The organism is Neosynechococcus sphagnicola sy1, assembly GCF_000775285.1.
Classification (GTDB): Bacteria; Cyanobacteriota; Cyanobacteriia; order Neosynechococcales; family Neosynechococcaceae; genus Neosynechococcus; species Neosynechococcus sphagnicola.
On sequence record NZ_JJML01000017.1, the window covers coordinates 63,478 to 80,468 of the forward strand.

Sequence of the window (16,991 nt, forward strand, 5' to 3'; positions counted from 1 at the left end):
CGTAGCAGGTGACGATCCCATCCCTTTGATCAAAGTGCCGCTGCCAGCCAGCACCGAAGATTGGGATCAGGTCAATTTTGGCATTGCCCGTTTCTGAGAAGCACCCCCTATTGCGTGCCTATTCAGCGCACAATAAATGGTGGCAGAGATTTGTTGCAACCGTTGCATCTACTGAGAGTCGATCATGTCCATGCCCCTTCACGATATGAACAATTTGCTAGCCGATCTGATTAGTCGTTATCGGTCTCAGGTTGATTACCTAGCAATTCGCCTCGAAGCAGCCCAGACGACGGACATTTTGCTCCGAGGTCATAAGATCGAAACCCTGAGTGAGGCCATTTCCTTGGGGGGGCAAGTGCGGGCTTGCCATCGCGGGGGATGGGGATTTACCAGCTTTAATCGCTTTTCTGATATCGCTGAACGTATTGAAGAAGTCATCAGTGCCGCCCGCATCGTGGGCGATGACGAAACCCTGTTAGCTCCCGTGACACCCATCCAGGATACTTGTGTACTCCCCCTGACGGGCACCGATCCGCGTCAGATACCCTTGGCGGACAAAAAAGCCCTCTGCGATCGCTACGCCCAAATCTTACGCAGCGTTGATCCGAGAATCGCAACGATTTCAGTGCGCTATGGTGACAGTGCCCAACAGATAATGCTGGCAACCTCCGATGGCACCCTCTTAGAGCAGTCTTGGGTGGATATGGAAATGCGCTTTGCCGCCACGGCTCGGGATGGAGAAACGGTGCAAACTGGGCGGGAAACCACCGGATCTCGCAAAGCTTATGAGGACTTAATGGGGCTAGAGGGTCAAGTTCATGCCGCTGCCCAGCGGGCGGTGCATTCCCTGGCTCTACCGCCAGTTCAAGGCAATACCTATACCGTTGTGATTGACCCCATTCTTACTGGGTTGTTTGTCCACGAAGCCTTTGGTCATCTTTCTGAAGCAGACATGGCCTATGAAAACCCAGATCTACTGGAAGTGATGAGCATGGGGCGACAGTTTGGGCCATCGGACTTACAAATTTTTGATGGGGCAGATCCGGCGGGCCATCGGGGCAGTTATCTCTATGATGATGAGGGCACTCTGGCAACGACAACGCAATTGATCCAGGATGGAGTGCTGATTGGACGGCTACATTCTCGAGAGACGGCAGGCAAGTTAAATGAAGCTCCCACAGGAAATGCTCGCTGTCTGGACTACCGTTATCCGCCACTGGTGCGAATGACCAATACCTGGATTGAGCGGGGAAAAACCCCTGTCAACGAATTGTTTAGTGGGATTCAGGAAGGGGTCTATGCCCGTAATTGGTTAGGGGGCATGACCAATGGAGAAATGTTTACCTTCTCAGCCGGGGAAGCCTGGATGATTCGCCAGGGGCAAATTGCTGAGCCTGTCAGAGATGTCACCCTGTCTGGGAATGTTTTCACTACCCTGGCTGATATTGAAGCCATTGGAGATGACTTCTTCTGGGATGAGTCGGGGGGCTGCGGCAAAGGAGGACAAAATGGCCTCCCCGTTGGCTGCGGTGGCCCTAGCTTACGGCTGCGGAATGTGGTCGTGGGTGGGGAAGCCAATACTTAATTGCGGTGGGGCAATCCCTCTAAATCTTTGGGCCAGGGAACAATCTATAGCAGTCCTAAAGTGGTTCGTGGTTCGGCAATCCGAGGAATTGCCGTTCTGCTTGTCGCCTCAGCGATTCGCGCGGTTTCCGTTGCAACAATGTCGGTTTTCGGGTTTGTTGCGAGTTGCCGAGTGACTCTTAGCCCTTAGTCCTTAAGCCCTTCAGCCCTTAGCACTTGGCAATTTTAGCCCTTCGGTCTTCGCCTGACGGCGATCAATTTTTTTTGAGTTTTGAGTAAGCTGCTCACACAACCTACCGATGGGATTTAACCTTGCAAGGTTTGTTGCCCTGCCTGAACCGGGGCAATATCAACACCAATTAAGGTTGCAATTTGGGCGTTGCTTCATCTAAGTATGAATCAAAGATCTTGACAACTCGGGCGTCCCGCCGCCGTTCACTACCCGATCGCCGGGGGTAGGATGGGAGTAAGGGCGATGACCCAACCTGTGATCGGGGTTGTCCAGCCCTGCAAAATCTAGCCTGTCTGCGAGTTGTTCTCTTGGATCTGTTTACACTTTGGCGGTTGGTGGCTCCTCCCTTGGTCGGAGGCATCATCGGCTATTTCACCAACGACATTGCGATTCGGATGTTATTCCGTCCCTACACAGCGGTCTACCTCTGGGGGCGGAAACTGCCGTTTACACCGGGCTTGATTCCAGGGAATCAGGAGCGATTAGCAAAGCGGATCTCCGACACCATCATGGGTTCCCTGCTAACCCCGGAAGAACTGCACAACCTTGCCCGTCGCCTGCTGGCAACCGAGCGGGTACAGGCAGCCATCCTCTGGCTGTTGCGTTTAGGGTTAGAGCAAATCCGTTCAGAGAAATCCGAGAAAACCGCCAAACTCCTCTCTGAAATCCTACGGGATTTGGTCGGTCAGTCCTTGCCCCGGTTATTGCAAATCCTGGCACGGCGCGAAGATTTTTTAGAAGCGCAGCTCAACCAGGTGTTTGATCAAGTACTGCTGGAACTAAGATTAACGCCCCTCCAGGCGGGGCAACTCTCGGAGTGGCTGCTGCAAGCGGTGCTGCCCCCGGATGTGGTGCGGCTGGCGATGGTCGATTTTTTGACCGATCGCAATATTCAGGTGATTGACGAAGGGTTTCGGGAACGATCCAGCGGCACCTATTGGGTGATTGCCAACCTGTTTGGGCTGCGGAATACCCTCCTGCGTCTCCGCAGCTTTTGTTTGGATGAAAAAGAGATCACCAATGCCCGACTGCAAGAACTAACCCTGTCGCTGCAAATCCGCGATCGCCTGCAACGATGGCTACCGCGCTTGTCGCTGCAAAACCTACCCATCTCCACCGTGCGACAACTCCGCAAAACCTGGCGGGATAGCGTGCGTCAATATCTGCAAGACGAAGGATCACACCTGCTGCAAGGACTCCGGGACTCCGTAGATTGGGAGCATGTTTCGAGGTTAATTCTCAATCGGCTGCGATCGTCGGAAATGCTAACCACGTCTCTAGAAGTGGCGAGTCAAGAATTGGCCTTAATTCTAGAGCGCTACCTGGAAAAAGATCTAGAGTCCCTGATGGAGCAGGTCATCCCGATTTTGAATTTAGATCAGGTGATCATTGACCGCGTCCAAGCCACCTCCCCCGCCGACCTAGAAGCCGGGATTCAGGGCATTGTCAAAAGTGAATTACAGGCGATCGTCAATCTCGGGGGTCTCCTCGGTCTGATCATCGGCCTGCTGCAAACCCTATCGCTGCTAATTGGCAATTGAGACCCATCCCCAGTCATGACCTTTGCGAACCCATTGTCCGATCTGGCTATCGAATTCTGACGAATCCAGCCTTTTCAATCAGATCTTGTCCCTGATTGGTCAACAGCAAGTTGGCATAAGTCTCCCCGGCCTGCTGATCAATGTCCCCATTTTGCTTGACGATCACAAATAACCGTCGGGTAATCGGGTAATCCCCACTTTGAAACGCAGTTGCATTGAGTTGATTGCGCCGATTCACACTGCACTCAGAAGATGGAATGTAGGGTTCCTGGTAGGGAGGGATATATTCATTGGGTTTGCGCCCTAGGGGAAGGGACTTAATTTCACATTGACCCACGACTTCTGGAGCCGAGGCATAGTAAATCCCCCCGAAGTTTTTAGCAACTTTTCTCAGGGCTTGGGTGGTGGTTGGAATGAATTCAACGGTGGAACCAAAGGGTGCTTTTCCCAGGACATTTTCAGCAAAGAATTCAATCGTGCCACCGTCCTCAATTCGACGAGAGTAGGGGGTAATTTTGAGATCTGGGCCTCCAACCTGCTGCCAGTTGGTAATTTTACTCAGATAAATGTCTCTTAATTGGGGGAGGGTGAGTCCGCTCAGGGTTAGATTGGGATGCACTGCGATCGCAATCCCATCAAGCGCCACTGGAATTTCCTTCAGGGTAAATCCCCGTTGCTTTGCTTCCTCATATTCCGTTGCTTTTAAGGGCCGGGAGGATTGGGAAAAAGCCAGTTGGTTATCTAGCAACATGCGAATTCCACTCCCTGAACCAGGGGCACCCGTTACCGGATTGGTATAGCGCAACCGAAACTCTGGCAAAACTGTCTGGATGATAGGGTCCACATCTCGCCGAATCGGTGCCCAGGTCGTACTACCGCCATAGTTCAGCAACCCAGTGGGGACCTTGGGAACCTCAGCAAAAGTCGCTGCAACTGCCCCTGAAGCCGGGGAATTAGAAGCAGTGCTGACCGGATTACCCACATTCTTCAGCCACCCAAACCCCAAACCGGTGCTGCGGTTGAGCCACCAGAATCCACCCAGCAGCAGCCCAGCCGTGATCAGAAACGACAAAATTAGCGTCGGAGTCTCGTTTTTCTGGGACATATTCAAGTGGCAGTGATGTGGAGCAAACAGGCAATTAACCATCTGTTAATAGCTTAATCGCTAACAGCGGTAGGCTATTAGACGCATTCACTGGCTGGATTGGCACCTAAAGTGAAACACATGATCTATAAACGCAACCCAATTTCTGAGCGTTAAGCTAACGTTCAACACATCTGAGGCCGCCGATAAACCTCGTGAGCTTTACCCTCCCTTCTGTAAGATCAGGAGAAAAGACCTCTACCTTGATCGATGGGGTTGTAACGTATGGGTATTGTTTGGGAGCTTGATTTCTATTCTCGTCCGATTGTAGATGAGCAACAGAAGAAAATCTGGGAACTGCTGGTGTGCCAAAGTCCTCAAGACACCAGTACGGACATGGCTTCCCTGTTTCGCTATACCCAGTTTTGTCCCAGCACCCAGGTAAATTCCATCTGGTTACGCACCGCTTTAGAATCTGCTTTAGCTGAGGCAACCCAACCACCTGATCGGATTCGCTTTTTCCGGCAACCCATGGCGAATATGATCACCAAGGCTTGCTCAGAACTCGACATTGCAGCCCAACCCAGCCGCCGGACGTTTGCCCTTAACCATTGGCTTCAGCAACGCCTTTTGGAGGTTTATCCCACCGATCCTGGCTACCAACCAGGAACTTCCCCCACCATTAGCTCCCCGGTACTCCCTCCCCAAGCACTGCCAGAGGCACTCGTTGGCCAGTCTTGGGCCTTTGTGAACCTGACCTGTGACGAATTGAGTCAGATGTCTACTTGGGCAGTGGACTTTGGCGACGCCTTTCCGCCCCAGATGCTGGGACTTTCCCCTGACGTGCTGATACCGGGGGTGGTGATTTTTTCACCTCGGGCGTTGCCCATGGCGGGTTGGATGTCCGGGCTTGATCTGGTGTTTTTGAAACTGCAAGCGCAACCTATACCGTCCCTCGGGAAATTACCCTCGCAGTTGATTTTAGAAACGGGCATCCGCGATCGCTGGGTGTTAGCGAGTTTTACCGATGTGCCAACCCTGAAAGAAGCCAGAGCCTTTGAAGCTGCTAAACAAGAAGCCCATCAAGTGCATTTCTTGGCAGTACAATCTCACCCCCAGGCAGAAACTTTCGCAGGATTTTGGTTATTGCAGGAGGTCAATCTAGCGTAAGTTGGTTGTTAGTCCGATGTAATGAAGATCGGCTGACAACAACGGATAGATAGAGCCATGACCGAGGTATATGGGGTTTGAAGATCGCCAACAGGATGCCCTGGCAAAGCAACTGCTTGCCCTAGCTTCCCGATCCGGAGCCGAGGCCGCTGAGGTCTTCCAGTCACAGTCTTCGTCTCGCCCCGTATCGTTTGAGGCCAATCGCCTCAAGCAGTTGGAAAGCATGCAATCAGAAGGCACAGCCCTGCGACTGTGGAAACAAGGTCGTCCTGGACTTGCGGTTGCCTATGGTCTTGTCGAACCCCAGGTTTTGGTGGATCGAGCGATCTCTCTCAGCCACTTAAATGAACCAGAGACCATTGAGCTTGGGAGTGCAAACAAACGCTTCTATCCCGATATTGGGGAAGCGGTGCCTGTGGAACAGCTGGTGGAGTGGGGCCGGGAGGCGATCGCCCTCGTGCGGGCAGAATTCCCCGATATTCTCTGTACCGGGGAGTGGGAATGTGAAGCCGAAACTACCCGTTTAATCAACTCCCAAGGACTGGACAGTGGTTATACGGACATTACCCTCAGCTGTTACCTAACCGCAGACTGGATTCGGGGGGATGACTTTCTCAGTGTCTCCGATGGGCAGGCGCAACGAGGTAGCTTGAATCCCCAAGTCCTGGCGCAGCAGATTGTTCAACGCTTGCAGTGGGCGACGGTGAATGCCCATCCCCCCACCGGGCGAGTACCCGTGTTATTTACTTCCAAGGCAGCGGATATGCTCTGGGGAACCGTCCAAGCCGCCTTGAATGGAAAACAGGTGATTGAAAAAGCCTCACCCTGGAGCGATCTCCGAGGGGAACAAGTCACAGCCGCTGCAATCACCCTCTCTCAACACCCCCAGGCAGGGCCATTTAGTTGCCCCTTTGACGACGAAGGTACCCCAACCGCTGCCCTCGTCTTTATTGAGCAGGGGATTCTACAGAGCTTCTACACGGACCGCACCACGGGACGGATTTTGGTGCAGGAGAGCACAGGGAATGGCTTTCGCCCAAGCTTGGGGAGCTACCCGACCCCAGGGCTTTTTAACTGTCTGATTCAGCCAGGTACGGGGAATCTCACCGATCTGATGGCCACCCTAGAAGATGGTCTAGTGGTGGATCAAATGTTGGGGAGTGGCTCTGGAATTTCAGGAGATTTCTCCATCAATGTGGATCTAGGGTATCGGGTTAAAAAAGGCCAGATCGTAGGCCGGGTCAAGGATACGATGGTAGCAGGAAATGTCTACACAGCCCTGAAGCATCTTGTGCAGTTGGGAGGGGATGCCGACTGGAATGGATCTTGCTATACGCCTTCCTTAATCGTGGAAGGCCTGTCTACCACAGCTCGGCAATTGAACTAGTCGATGCGGTTGCGTCCTCTGAATCCATCGATAAGTGATTTCGGGTAAATGCACCATTGACCGACGCTGTTTTGAGGCTGCAAAGAGACCGGGAGCCACTGGGGACGTGGGACTAAGTGATGGTCGGTATCAGACAGTTTAGGACATCCTTCAGACACTTAAAATGCCAATCCTGGAAGACGGCTCGACTGTTGCTACCAAAGACCAGCGCCCTCTACTTCAGTGCAATGACATTCAAGCTAATCAGCTTATCCTTGATCTTTAGGGTACTGGCATCATTAAATAAATCAAATTCTGATACCCTCATATATTCGCGAAAACCAGCATTTTTTAAATAGTAGGTCAATATATCAATATCAAACCCTACCTTGTGAATATCATAGGGATTTAATTGTCCCCCATAGATAATACGCATAATATCAAATCGATGTTGAGCCGTGGCAGTTGGCTCCAGGAAGAGCCAACATAAGGAATGTAAATCAGGAACACTCACGTAGAGTTCACCACCAACCTTCAGCACCCGATACCATTCTTTGAGGGTTTGGGCTAGTTCATTATTAATTCCATAGTAGAAATGCTCAAGGGTATGACTCGAATAGATGGCATCCACTGACTGATCTGCAAATTGACTTAAGCAACTTGCATCACAGACAAAATCAACTTCCGGGCGTGCTTCCACATCCAAAATTTTCCAGTTTGGGTGAACTTCCCAGCCTCCAATATGTAACCTCAGAGGTGAGGATTCGATGGTCTCGGTACTCATTGTTGTTCTCGATAGTGACGCCACATCTGTTGATAAGCTTGCTCCATCTCACGGGTAAATTGTTGGGCATTCCAAAGCGGGGAAGATTGACGGGCAGCCTTCAACTTCCAGGTTACTTGTTGTCGTAGGCTAGAATCTCGACCAAACTTCACCCCCCAGTCAATATAGGCATCATCTGTCCAAGCGATGCCCTCCGTCAGTCCTGCATTCGTCATGAAGGTGTAACTATTACGAGCAGAGAACTGCTGCCCCACTCGGGTCACCAATGGAATTCCCATCCAGAGTACTTCTAAGGTGGTGGTGGCTCCATTGTAGGGATAAGTATCTAAAACAACATCAGCAATCTGGAGGTTAGCCCGGTGGATTTGTTCCGTAGGGTCAGGCGGCAAGAATTTCAGCCGCTCTGGATTTACCCCCACCTCGTCTGCAAGCTGGATGAAAAACCCTTGCACCGCTAGATTATCCCCGTACCCTTTAACCAGAAAGTAACTGTTGGGAACTTCCCGTAAAATTTGCAATTGCAGCCGTGCTAGGTCAGGGTGACGCTTATGCCCGGTTTGCACACTCAAGTAGACAATTGCATCCGCCGAAATTCCCAAATGATCCCGGCGACGAGTGGGGATATCCACCTCAAACCCATCAACTGCAACATAAGTGTGGGGCAACCGCCAGAGGGTTTCCTGATAGTGATCTTGGGCATTGTCTGGCAGGACATAGGGATCGGCCATAAAATAGTCGATGGTGGACACACCCGAAGCATCGGCTCCTAACCAGGTTACCTGTACCGGCGCAGGTTTAAAGGCCATCACATTACAGACATCTGTATGCGTCACACTTTCTAAATCAATCAGAATATCAATTCCATCCGCCGCAATTCGCTGGGCAACGGCTAAGGCATTGGGATTTTCAATGCGACAGGCTGCATCCGCTGGCTCGATAAACCACTTTTGAGTAAATGACTCAATAGCTTGATTAAATAAGTACAAGGAAATATGAAATGCATCGTGATTGTGGTACTTAAAAATCCAGCGACTTAACCAACCCACTGAATGTTGCCGCAGACAATGAGAAATATAACCTATTCGCAGGGGTCTGGTTGAAGATTCCTGTACGTAGGGCTTATGTTGAAATGGTTTTGGCTCAGTGCGACTCCCAACCCATAGATTTTTCTCGCAAAATTGAGTCAGCTGATTTTGGCTCTGACGATTGCCAGGTAAGTCATCCTGAACGTAATTTAGTAACAAGGGGGAGGCAATCAAAGAAAAGGCATTCTCAACCAGCAAATCTTCTGCCTGGAGCAGTTCCAGGAGTAAGGACTTTTGATGATCAACAGCAACGATCGCCTCCTGCCATCGCCCCCCTGTAATCAGCAGACTTTGCATCAACATATAATTGCCAAATACTTGCAGCGGTAGGGTGGTTCCTTGAGCGTAGTATTGCTTGGCAAATTCAACAGCGATGTCAAAGTTACCCGTTTTCACATGGAAGTAAAAGAGATCTTTAATTGTACTTAGATCCTGGGGAGCAATGCTGAGACAGTAGGTTGCCAAATCAATTGCCAAAAAAGGCTGGTGCTCTAGATAATAAGCTCGGCTTGCGGCGACCTTAATCACAGGGAGCAGGAATTGGGATTGAGGCGTTAAGCTGAGACAGAATTTAACAAAGTCAATAATTTCTGAGCCAATCACGGATTGCCCCAGAAGTTGGTTTAAGCCATCTCGCAGTACCTCTAAGAGCAATTCTTGGTCTGTGGCAAGGAGCGGCGAACCTACCTGTAAATGTTCAGAGATATTCCATGCCTTTAAATTCTCAGTGTGAAAGGCTTGGATTTTGATCGTTACTTGCAGAAACTTGAGCAGATTATGAAGGTTATTGGGTACGAGTTCTCGTAAATGTCCCCGTACTAGCCAGTTCTGCTGGTCTTTGCCCAGAGACTCTAATCGCTGTGCTTCTGTTTCCAGGATATCTGCCAGTTCTAAAGTTCCTTGTTCCACCGCCTGCTCTTCTGCTGTGAGCATGGGAACTAACCAGGCTGTTTGTGCTGATTCTTCCTGCCGATTTAACAAATAAGCTAACCCCAAATACCAGTAATGAGTCCGATTCTCCGGCTCGGTCTTAATTGCTTGTTCATAGGCAGAAATGATTTGGGGGAAATCTTCAGCCAAAAGCAATGGGTAGACGTGGGGAGTCCAGGATAATGTCATGGGCTAGTCATTTTGGGGCATCTCTAAGCTGACAAATCTTGCCCCTCCTTGATTCATAATTCTAACCTTGCCGCCGAGAGCCTGAATCCGCGACAGTGCTAAATGCTGTACCCGTGCATCCGTTGCATTGGCTAAAATCGAGACCCAAGCACTGGCCTGGGCTCGCTTACTATCAGGATTATGAGCCAAAAACTGAGCCGACTGAGCTGCACTAGCGGCCACTTGCGGGTTACCACTCTGTTTCGCCCATTGGGCAGCCATGGCGTAGGAATGTCTCGCTGCCTTTGTATCGCCCAGAAAGAGAATTTCATCCACACCCTTATAGAGCCAGATGTAGTAAGCATCCGCAATGGCGGGGCTCAGGTAGGCCAAGCCATGGTTCATCAGCGCCACGGTACGATCGGGCCGACCTGCAAAAATCGAACTAGCTGTTGAGAAATAGAGATAGGCTCTGACAAACCGTGGATCGTGATTCACCACAGCCGCAAAATATTCTGGAACCAGAGCATAACCAATTTGATCTCGTGCTGGCGTATCTCCAAAATATTGGATAAATTGAAGAAATGCCCAGTCAGCGACTAGATTACTGAACCCAAAGCTTGGGATTTTCTGTAAAATTTGCAGGCTGATTTTATCGGCTTTCTCTTGCTGCAAATAGTCATCTTTGCTAGCTTTAGAATTGAGGGACGTGAGCGTGTTTCTTTGAAAAGTAACAATTCCCAACAAGCAACTCGCTATAATAGCAACTTTGACGATAGATGATAGAATTTTCATAACCAATATCACTCTGAAGACCAGATATATATTCAGGAACAGAATGAGGTTTAGGTAATGAACCGAGGCTGCTAGACAGGCTTTGATTTATTTCAATTGAGTCGTTCCAGCAGCACAACTAAGTCCCCCACTAACAACTGGCACAATCCCTGTGACTGCAGGTAGATCCGTTGTACAAACAATGGTTTCATAAGTCCCCCCACTCGCATAGGTGGCTCCCGACATTCCTCGGGTTCTGTCGCTCAGGGCTTCATTGTTGATCGCCGCCACCGTCGTACTCGTTGGATCAGTATTTACGGGGTCTGTTGCCACAATCGTGACGCTATCAAGAATCGTGCCATTAATAGTCATTTGCAGAGTTTGGGTATCAGGAGCAAATATTTTATGTTCCCAATGGTAAGCTTGTTGCTGCCGATTAATGGTACCAATGCCAATCTTTAACTCTGATTCACGCCCCTTCCCAATTTGGTTGAGGAGGTTGGGGACTGCGATCGCCGCCAAAACCCCCACAATAATTACCACCACAAGTAGTTCAATCAAGGTGAAGCCTTGGGAACGATTGGTCTCGCAATAGCGTTTGAGGAGTCGAGTGCCCAGCAAAGTGTTCATACCAGTTGTCACCTGTGTAAGCAAACCTGTGTAAGCAAACCTGTGTAAGCAGAAGTTAAAGAAAACCAGGCAATTTTTCGGCTGCCTGGTTTTCATTGATCTTGACCCAACTGACCCAGACTCTAATGGGTTTTAACTAGAGATGCATTTCTCAACGGTTACTTCAGTGCGGTGAAGTCCGTCGGGCAGGAAGTTGCGGCGGTCATCGTTGCAGTAGCTACGGAAGGGGTAGACCCTTGACAGACCACCTGAGAGTAGTTACCACCCCCCGCTGAAATTGCACCTGAATAGGCACGGGTGCCGTTAGCAGCGGAGTTTGTATCTCTGGCATAGACATCGGCGAGAGTACCAGAGGCCGTGGGGTAGGTATAGCCATAGTACTGAGCCGGGATGGAGATGCCCAACAGGTTCTGCACAGTTGGTGTGTCAGCACCAGCCGCAAAAGACAGCTTCTCAAAGTGATAGGCTTGCTGCGCACGGTTGGTGGTACCCACAGCGTTCTTGGCTTCAGATTCCCGAGCTTTGCCGACTTGAGCCAGCAGGTTAGGTAGGGCAACGGCAGCCAGCACACCAATGATGATGACAACAACCAGCAGCTCAATCAGAGTGAAACCCTGATTTTCTTTCTTCTGCAGCAGGTGTTGCAAGAACTTAGCCTGAAATTCGGTCTTCATGAGAGTGGTCTCCTTAAACGAAATCTAGGTAAAATGATGGTTGACTTCATTCACCCTTCACAATAAAGATACCCACCCATTAGGTGTCTCATAACACCCTATCGATAAAAGCCTATATAGCAGTCCTAAGTCACTTGCAAATTTTGTTTTTTCTGGGTAAGGATTTTAGACTAATTTAAGTTACGGCTCATTTCAGAGTCAGGGGTGTAACGCTAAAGCCAGGGTTCAACAAGAGCACAACTTGCCCCTAAGTTAGGAAAACCAGGCAGATAAAACTTGCCTGGTTTTCGTTGATCTTGACCCAACTGACCCAGACTCTAATGGGTTTTAACTAGGGATGCATTTCTCAACGGTTACTTCAGTGCGGTGAAGTCCGTCGGGCAGGAAGTTGCGGCGGTCATCGTTGCAGTAGCTACGGAAGGGGTAGACCCTTGACAGACCACCTGAGAGTAGTTACCACCCCCCGCTGAAATTGCACCTGAATAGGCACGGGTGCCGTTAGCAGCGGAGTTTGTATCTCTGGCATAGACATCGGCGAGGGTACCAGAGGCCGTGGGGTAGGTATAGCCGTAGTACTGAGCTGGGATGGAGATGCCCAACAAGTTCTGAACAATGGGAGTGGAAGCACCAGCCGCAAAAGACAGCTTCTCAAAGTGATAGGCTTGCTGCGCACGGTTGGTGGTACCCACAGCGTTCTTGGCTTCAGATTCCCGAGCTTTGCCGACTTGAGCCAGCAGGTTGGGTAGGGCAACGGCAGCCAGCACACCGATGATGATGACAACGACCAGCAGCTCAATCAGAGTGAAACCCTGATTTTCTTTCTTCTGCAGCAGGTGTTGCAAGAACTTAGCCTGAAATTCTGTCTTCATGAGAGTGGTCTCCTTGAGGGTGGGTGAAATGGTTGACTTCTACACCTATGCCACTAATGTACCCACCCATCAGCAAGTTCATATCACCCTGCCGAAAAGAAAACTGATCATCCCTGCTGCAAGCAACGGAGCATTCCGTCGCTTCGCGGCTCGACTCCGCTCACCAGCACTCTTTCGAACGCTGTTGATACTGGTTGCAGCAAGCTGCGGGGTATGTCACCCATCACCCTCCTCGCCCTGCTTAACTTTTGAGGGATTCGGGGTGCTATAAGTCCCGCGCTGTATGCGAAGCATCAGCGTCGGGATACATGGACTCCCCGCGCTTGTCGATTTCCCACCTTTCGGGAAGGCGAAACGCCTACGATGGGGATGAGTCAAGCATTTACCAGTAACTATAGCTTGTGGTCAACTATAGTGATGCTGACCATGAACTACACCTACCGAATCTATCCAGATGTGACGCAACAGACTGAGCTGTTGGAGTGGCTTGAGACATGCAGAGGCGTGTACAACTACGCCTTGCGAGAACTCAAAGACTGGATTGCTTCCCGTAAGTGTCCGGTAGACAGATGTTCTCTTGAGAAGGAATACATTATTCTCGCCGATAAGCCAGTCCCGTCTTATCATCGCCAGCAGAACAACCTGCCCAAAGCAAAGAAGTTGATTCCCCGCTTGGGTGAGGTTCATTCTCAGGTATTGCAAACTACAATTCGTAGGTTGCATGACACTTGGGAAGCGTTTCAAAAGCGCGGACTTGGATTTCCACGCTTCAAGAAGTTTGGTCAATTCAAGTCCTTTGTGTTCCCCCAGTTCAAGAACAACCCCATCAACGGCTTGACAATCAAGTTGCCGAAAATAGGGGAAGTGCCAATCAACCTGCATCGCCCTATCCCAGATGGATTCCAGGTAAAGCAGGTGCGAGTCTTGTCCAAGGTTCGAGGGACGCAATGGTATGTGGTGGTCACGATTGAGTCGGATGTCTCGGTTCCCGATGCTCCGGTTCATGGTCGAGCCATTGGAATTGACTTGGGATTGGAGAGATTCTTGACCGCTGCGGATGGTAGCTTCCAGGAACGTCCAAAATTCTTTCGGTCTATGCAACGCAAGCTGAAATTGCTGCAACGCAAAGCCGCTAAGAAAAAGAAGCGTTCTAAGAACTGGGAGAAGGCACAAGTCGCAGTTGCCAGGATGCACCATCGAATTGCTAATCGTCGAAAGGATTTTCACCTCAAGACGGCTCATAAACTCTGTGACCAGGCTCAAACCATCTTTGCCGAAGACCTCAATGGCAAAGGGTTGACTAGAGGGATGTTGCGTAAAGATTGTGTGGATGCTGCCTTTGGGCAATTTCTCTCTCTGACGGAATGGGTGTGCTGGAAACGTGGGGTGTACTTTGCTAAGGTCAATCCCAACGGGACTAGCCAAACCTGTCCATCCTGCCTTGCTACTGTCAGCAAAGGTCTGGAAATCAGAGAACATCAATGTCCTGAGTGTGGGTATCGAACGCATCGTGACCATGCCGCAGCAGAGATGGTTTTGCATCGTGGACTAGAGAACGTAGTAGCCCAGGGACTCTGGGGAAAGGAAACAGCCTGTCAAGTCGGTCTGTCGGGGGTCTATGACCTAGATAAGTGGCGTGGGGCAGGAATATCCAAGAGCGATCTTGGGAAGCCCGCACCGTAATCTTTGATTCGGTGCCGGGAGGATGTCACATCTAATATTCCAGGTAGATGGTGTTAAAGCTTCCAGATTCTGGCTCTGAAGGAGGAGGTGGGGGTGGTAATACTTCCAGAGGATGTTGACGTAGGGTCTGAATGGTTTGATCCAACTGAACTGCCTTTTGATCGATCAGTGCTAAGCGACGGATAATCTGCTGCCGGCGCACCTCAATGGTTTGTAGTTCTTGTTGGAGGCGGTTTTTTCTCGATCGCTAATTTGTAGGTGTCTAAGCAAGCAGCTGCTTCTGACTTCTGACGCGGAATGGAACTCAGTTTAGGGCGGATTTCTCCTCGAGACGGGGGGGGGATACATGAATACTTGCCTCCGACCAGTTTGAGAGCATCAGGTAGAACCAACCGCCTGTGCTCCTAGATTACTCGGCTACTGCTGATAAAGCAAAGCAACCATCGCCTTCCAACTAACGGGCAGCACGTACTAAGAGGAAAGAGCCTGCTAGCAACACCGCAAAAACCGGGAGCCAGCCCGCCAGGAATGGCGAGAGGACTCCAATTAAGCCCAGGGAGTTGGTCAAAAAATACAGCATGTAATACATGAAGATCACAATGACACTGATCCCAAACCCTGTCGCCCGTGTCGTTCGTTGGGGTCTGGTCCCCAGAGAGGCACCCACCAACCCAAACACAACGCAGACAAAGGGAAACGCATATCGCTGCTGAATTCGCACCTGCAACTTGCGGATCTTCCGCTCATCGCCCCCTTGGCGCAGTAATTTTAATTGAGCCTCAGACTGAGCAATATTCATCTCTCCGTAATCCCGCCCCCGCATCGCCAAATCCAAGGGAGTCCGGGGAATATGCACCTCATGCTGGGCAAACCGGAGAATATTGCGATAGGAACCATCGGCAGCAACTAAGTAAATACTGCCGTTGAAAAAATCCCAGCGCTTTTGCTGGAAATTCCATAGAGCCGTCTGAGCGACAATAATTTGGTTCAGGCCATCCTGGGAAAAATCCAAGATGGTCAATCCCTTCATCCGTTGCCCGTCAAATTTTTTGGCGTGGAAAATTCGCACCAATACATCATCGTGGGAGCCATCTGGGTGGGTGACTTCTTGAAATTCTTGATAGAGAATGTTTTCTTCTTGAAAGGCGGGTTTGTCCTGTTTTAAGGCCCGTTCCAGGGTAACCGAAGCTTGGTAATTGGCCGCGGGTACCACCACTTCATAGAAGCCATAGGTCAAACCAGTGACCAGAAAGCTCATGACCACTGCGGGTACCACCAAGCGGTAAACACTGACCCCACAACTCCGCAGCGCAATCAGTTCGCTGTCGCTAGAGAGGCGGCTGTACACCATCAAGGTGGCTAACAGCGTTGACATGGGTAAGGCTAAGGCAACAAATTCCGGTAACTTCAGGGCTAGAACTTGCAGGGCGATGGTGAAGGGTAGCCCTGATTCTGCAATCCGCCGTGCCAGTTCAAAGAGGGCACCGACCGCTACGCCGATGGATGAGAACATCCCCACCCCAAACAGGAAGGGCATGATCAATTCAGCGGCAATGTAGCGATCCATCACCGAGAGGCCAAAGGTGGGCCATCTAAACAGGTGAAGCTGGAAGATTTTGAGCATCTGGGAGGTCATAGCAGGCTACTACCGCTGGAAATTGCTACCCAAGTAATACTGGCGCACCAGTGGGTTTTCGTAGAGTTCCTCTGACGTTCCCGATGCTAGAATTTCACCATCTCGCATAATATAGGCTCGATCGGTCACAGCTAAGGTTTCCCGAACGTTATGGTCGGTAATTAAAATACCGATCGAGCGATCGCGCAATTGAGAGAGAATGGTCTGGATTTCAGCAACAGCGATCGGATCTACCCCCGCAAAGGGTTCGTCTAACAATAAAAAATCGCGGCCCATCCTGACCAATTGCCAAGGCTCTCGCCAGTTCAGTCCGGCGACGCTCACCCCCAGAAACGCGATTGCCCAGGGTCGCTGCCACTCGTTCGAGGTGAAATTCGTGCAGCAGTGCCCCCAATCGAGACTGCCACTGCCGCCGAGGCACCTGGGACTGCTCCAATACCAACAAAATATTCTCCCGAATACTCAGGTTCCGAAAAATACTAGCTTCCTGAGCCAGATAGCCAATCCCTAGGCGGGCACGACGATGAATCGGCAGTCCGGTAATGTCTCGGTTGTCCAACCAAACCTTGCCTTGATTCGGTTTCTCCAGACCGGTGGCAATGTAAAAGGTTGTCGTTTTGCCTGCTCCATTGGGACCGAGTAAGCCCACGACCTCCCCCCGTGCCACAGATAAATGCACACGACTGACGACGGTTCGTTGTCCGTAGGATTTATGGATATTCTCCAACTTGATTTTCAACGAAGTTACTCCGGCAGTCGATCTGGGTAACAGGTGGCCTTC

13 protein-coding genes and 1 pseudogene are annotated in these 16,991 nt (G+C 50.5%); 5 read left to right on the forward strand and 9 right to left on the reverse strand.

Annotation, left to right across the window (positions count from 1 at the left end; genetic code table 11):
• Positions 1-184 precede the first annotated feature (184 nt).
• Positions 185-1,585, forward strand: coding sequence for a TldD/PmbA family protein (locus DO97_RS08580; protein WP_036532504.1), 1,401 nt, complete (start codon positions 185-187; stop codon positions 1,583-1,585).
• Positions 1,586-2,124: 539 nt separating this feature from the next.
• Positions 2,125-3,357 (forward strand): DUF445 domain-containing protein, encoded by a 1,233-nt coding sequence (locus DO97_RS08585; protein WP_036532506.1) that lies wholly within the window; start codon positions 2,125-2,127, stop codon positions 3,355-3,357.
• A 46-nt stretch (positions 3,358-3,403) separates the two neighbouring features.
• On the opposite strand, the gene DO97_RS08590 is transcribed toward DO97_RS08585, so the two are convergent.
• Positions 3,404-4,462 carry a PstS family phosphate ABC transporter substrate-binding protein gene (locus tag DO97_RS08590; protein WP_036532508.1) on the reverse strand — a complete coding sequence of 353 codons (1,059 nt, stop codon included), beginning with the start codon at positions 4,460-4,462 and terminating at the stop codon, positions 3,404-3,406.
• Between the two features lie 264 nt (positions 4,463-4,726).
• Between DO97_RS08590 and DO97_RS08595 the strand changes: the two genes are divergently transcribed.
• Together DO97_RS08595 and DO97_RS08600 are read left to right on the forward strand one after the other, a co-directional pair.
• Positions 4,727-5,611, forward strand: coding sequence for a Tab2/Atab2 family RNA-binding protein (locus DO97_RS08595; RefSeq protein ID WP_036532510.1), 885 nt, complete (start codon positions 4,727-4,729; stop codon positions 5,609-5,611).
• A gap of 70 nt (positions 5,612-5,681) precedes the next feature.
• Positions 5,682-6,998, forward strand: a complete 1,317-nt coding sequence (locus DO97_RS08600; protein ID WP_036532512.1) for a TldD/PmbA family protein — start codon at positions 5,682-5,684, stop codon at positions 6,996-6,998.
• A 214-nt stretch (positions 6,999-7,212) separates the two neighbouring features.
• Here DO97_RS08600 and DO97_RS08605 read toward each other — a convergent pair whose 3' ends face one another.
• The 6 genes from DO97_RS08605 to DO97_RS08630 all read right to left on the reverse strand — a co-directional run bounded on the left by DO97_RS08605 (position 7,213) and on the right by DO97_RS08630 (position 12,891).
• Positions 7,213-7,761: a class I SAM-dependent methyltransferase gene (locus tag DO97_RS08605; protein WP_036532515.1), complete on the reverse strand. Its 549-nt coding sequence runs from the start codon at positions 7,759-7,761 to the stop codon at positions 7,213-7,215.
• Positions 7,758-9,965: an O-linked N-acetylglucosamine transferase, SPINDLY family protein gene (locus DO97_RS08610; protein ID WP_036532516.1), complete on the reverse strand. Its 2,208-nt coding sequence runs from the start codon at positions 9,963-9,965 to the stop codon at positions 7,758-7,760. The genes DO97_RS08605 and DO97_RS08610 overlap by 4 nt, the downstream gene beginning before the upstream one ends.
• Positions 9,966-9,968: 3 nt before the next feature.
• On the reverse strand, positions 9,969-10,619 hold the full coding sequence (locus DO97_RS08615; protein ID WP_204368543.1) for a hypothetical protein: 651 nt from the start codon (positions 10,617-10,619) through the stop codon (positions 9,969-9,971).
• A 207-nt stretch (positions 10,620-10,826) separates the two neighbouring features.
• Positions 10,827-11,348: a prepilin-type N-terminal cleavage/methylation domain-containing protein gene (locus DO97_RS08620; protein ID WP_052128539.1), complete on the reverse strand. Its 522-nt coding sequence runs from the start codon at positions 11,346-11,348 to the stop codon at positions 10,827-10,829.
• 158 nt (positions 11,349-11,506) lie between these two features.
• Positions 11,507-12,022, reverse strand: coding sequence for a type IV pilin protein (locus DO97_RS08625; protein WP_036532520.1), 516 nt, complete (start codon positions 12,020-12,022; stop codon positions 11,507-11,509).
• Positions 12,023-12,375: 353 nt separating this feature from the next.
• Entirely contained in the window at positions 12,376-12,891 is a 516-nt protein-coding gene (locus DO97_RS08630) for a type IV pilin protein (RefSeq protein WP_036532522.1), read from the reverse strand.
• A 417-nt stretch (positions 12,892-13,308) separates the two neighbouring features.
• Here DO97_RS08630 and DO97_RS08635 point away from each other — a divergent pair, with 417 nt between their 5' ends.
• Entirely contained in the window at positions 13,309-14,574 is a 1,266-nt protein-coding gene (locus DO97_RS08635) for an RNA-guided endonuclease InsQ/TnpB family protein (protein ID WP_036532720.1), read from the forward strand.
• Positions 14,575-15,028: 454 nt separating this feature from the next.
• Here the strand turns inward: DO97_RS08635 and DO97_RS08640 are convergent, their stop codons facing one another.
• Both DO97_RS08640 and lptB read right to left on the reverse strand, forming a co-directional pair.
• Positions 15,029-16,141, reverse strand: a complete 1,113-nt coding sequence (locus DO97_RS08640; protein WP_036532722.1) for an LptF/LptG family permease — start codon at positions 16,139-16,141, stop codon at positions 15,029-15,031.
• Positions 16,142-16,219: 78 nt separating this feature from the next.
• Positions 16,220-16,949 (reverse strand): annotated as a pseudogene (gene lptB / locus DO97_RS08645) (LPS export ABC transporter ATP-binding protein).
• Positions 16,950-16,991 lie beyond the last annotated feature (42 nt).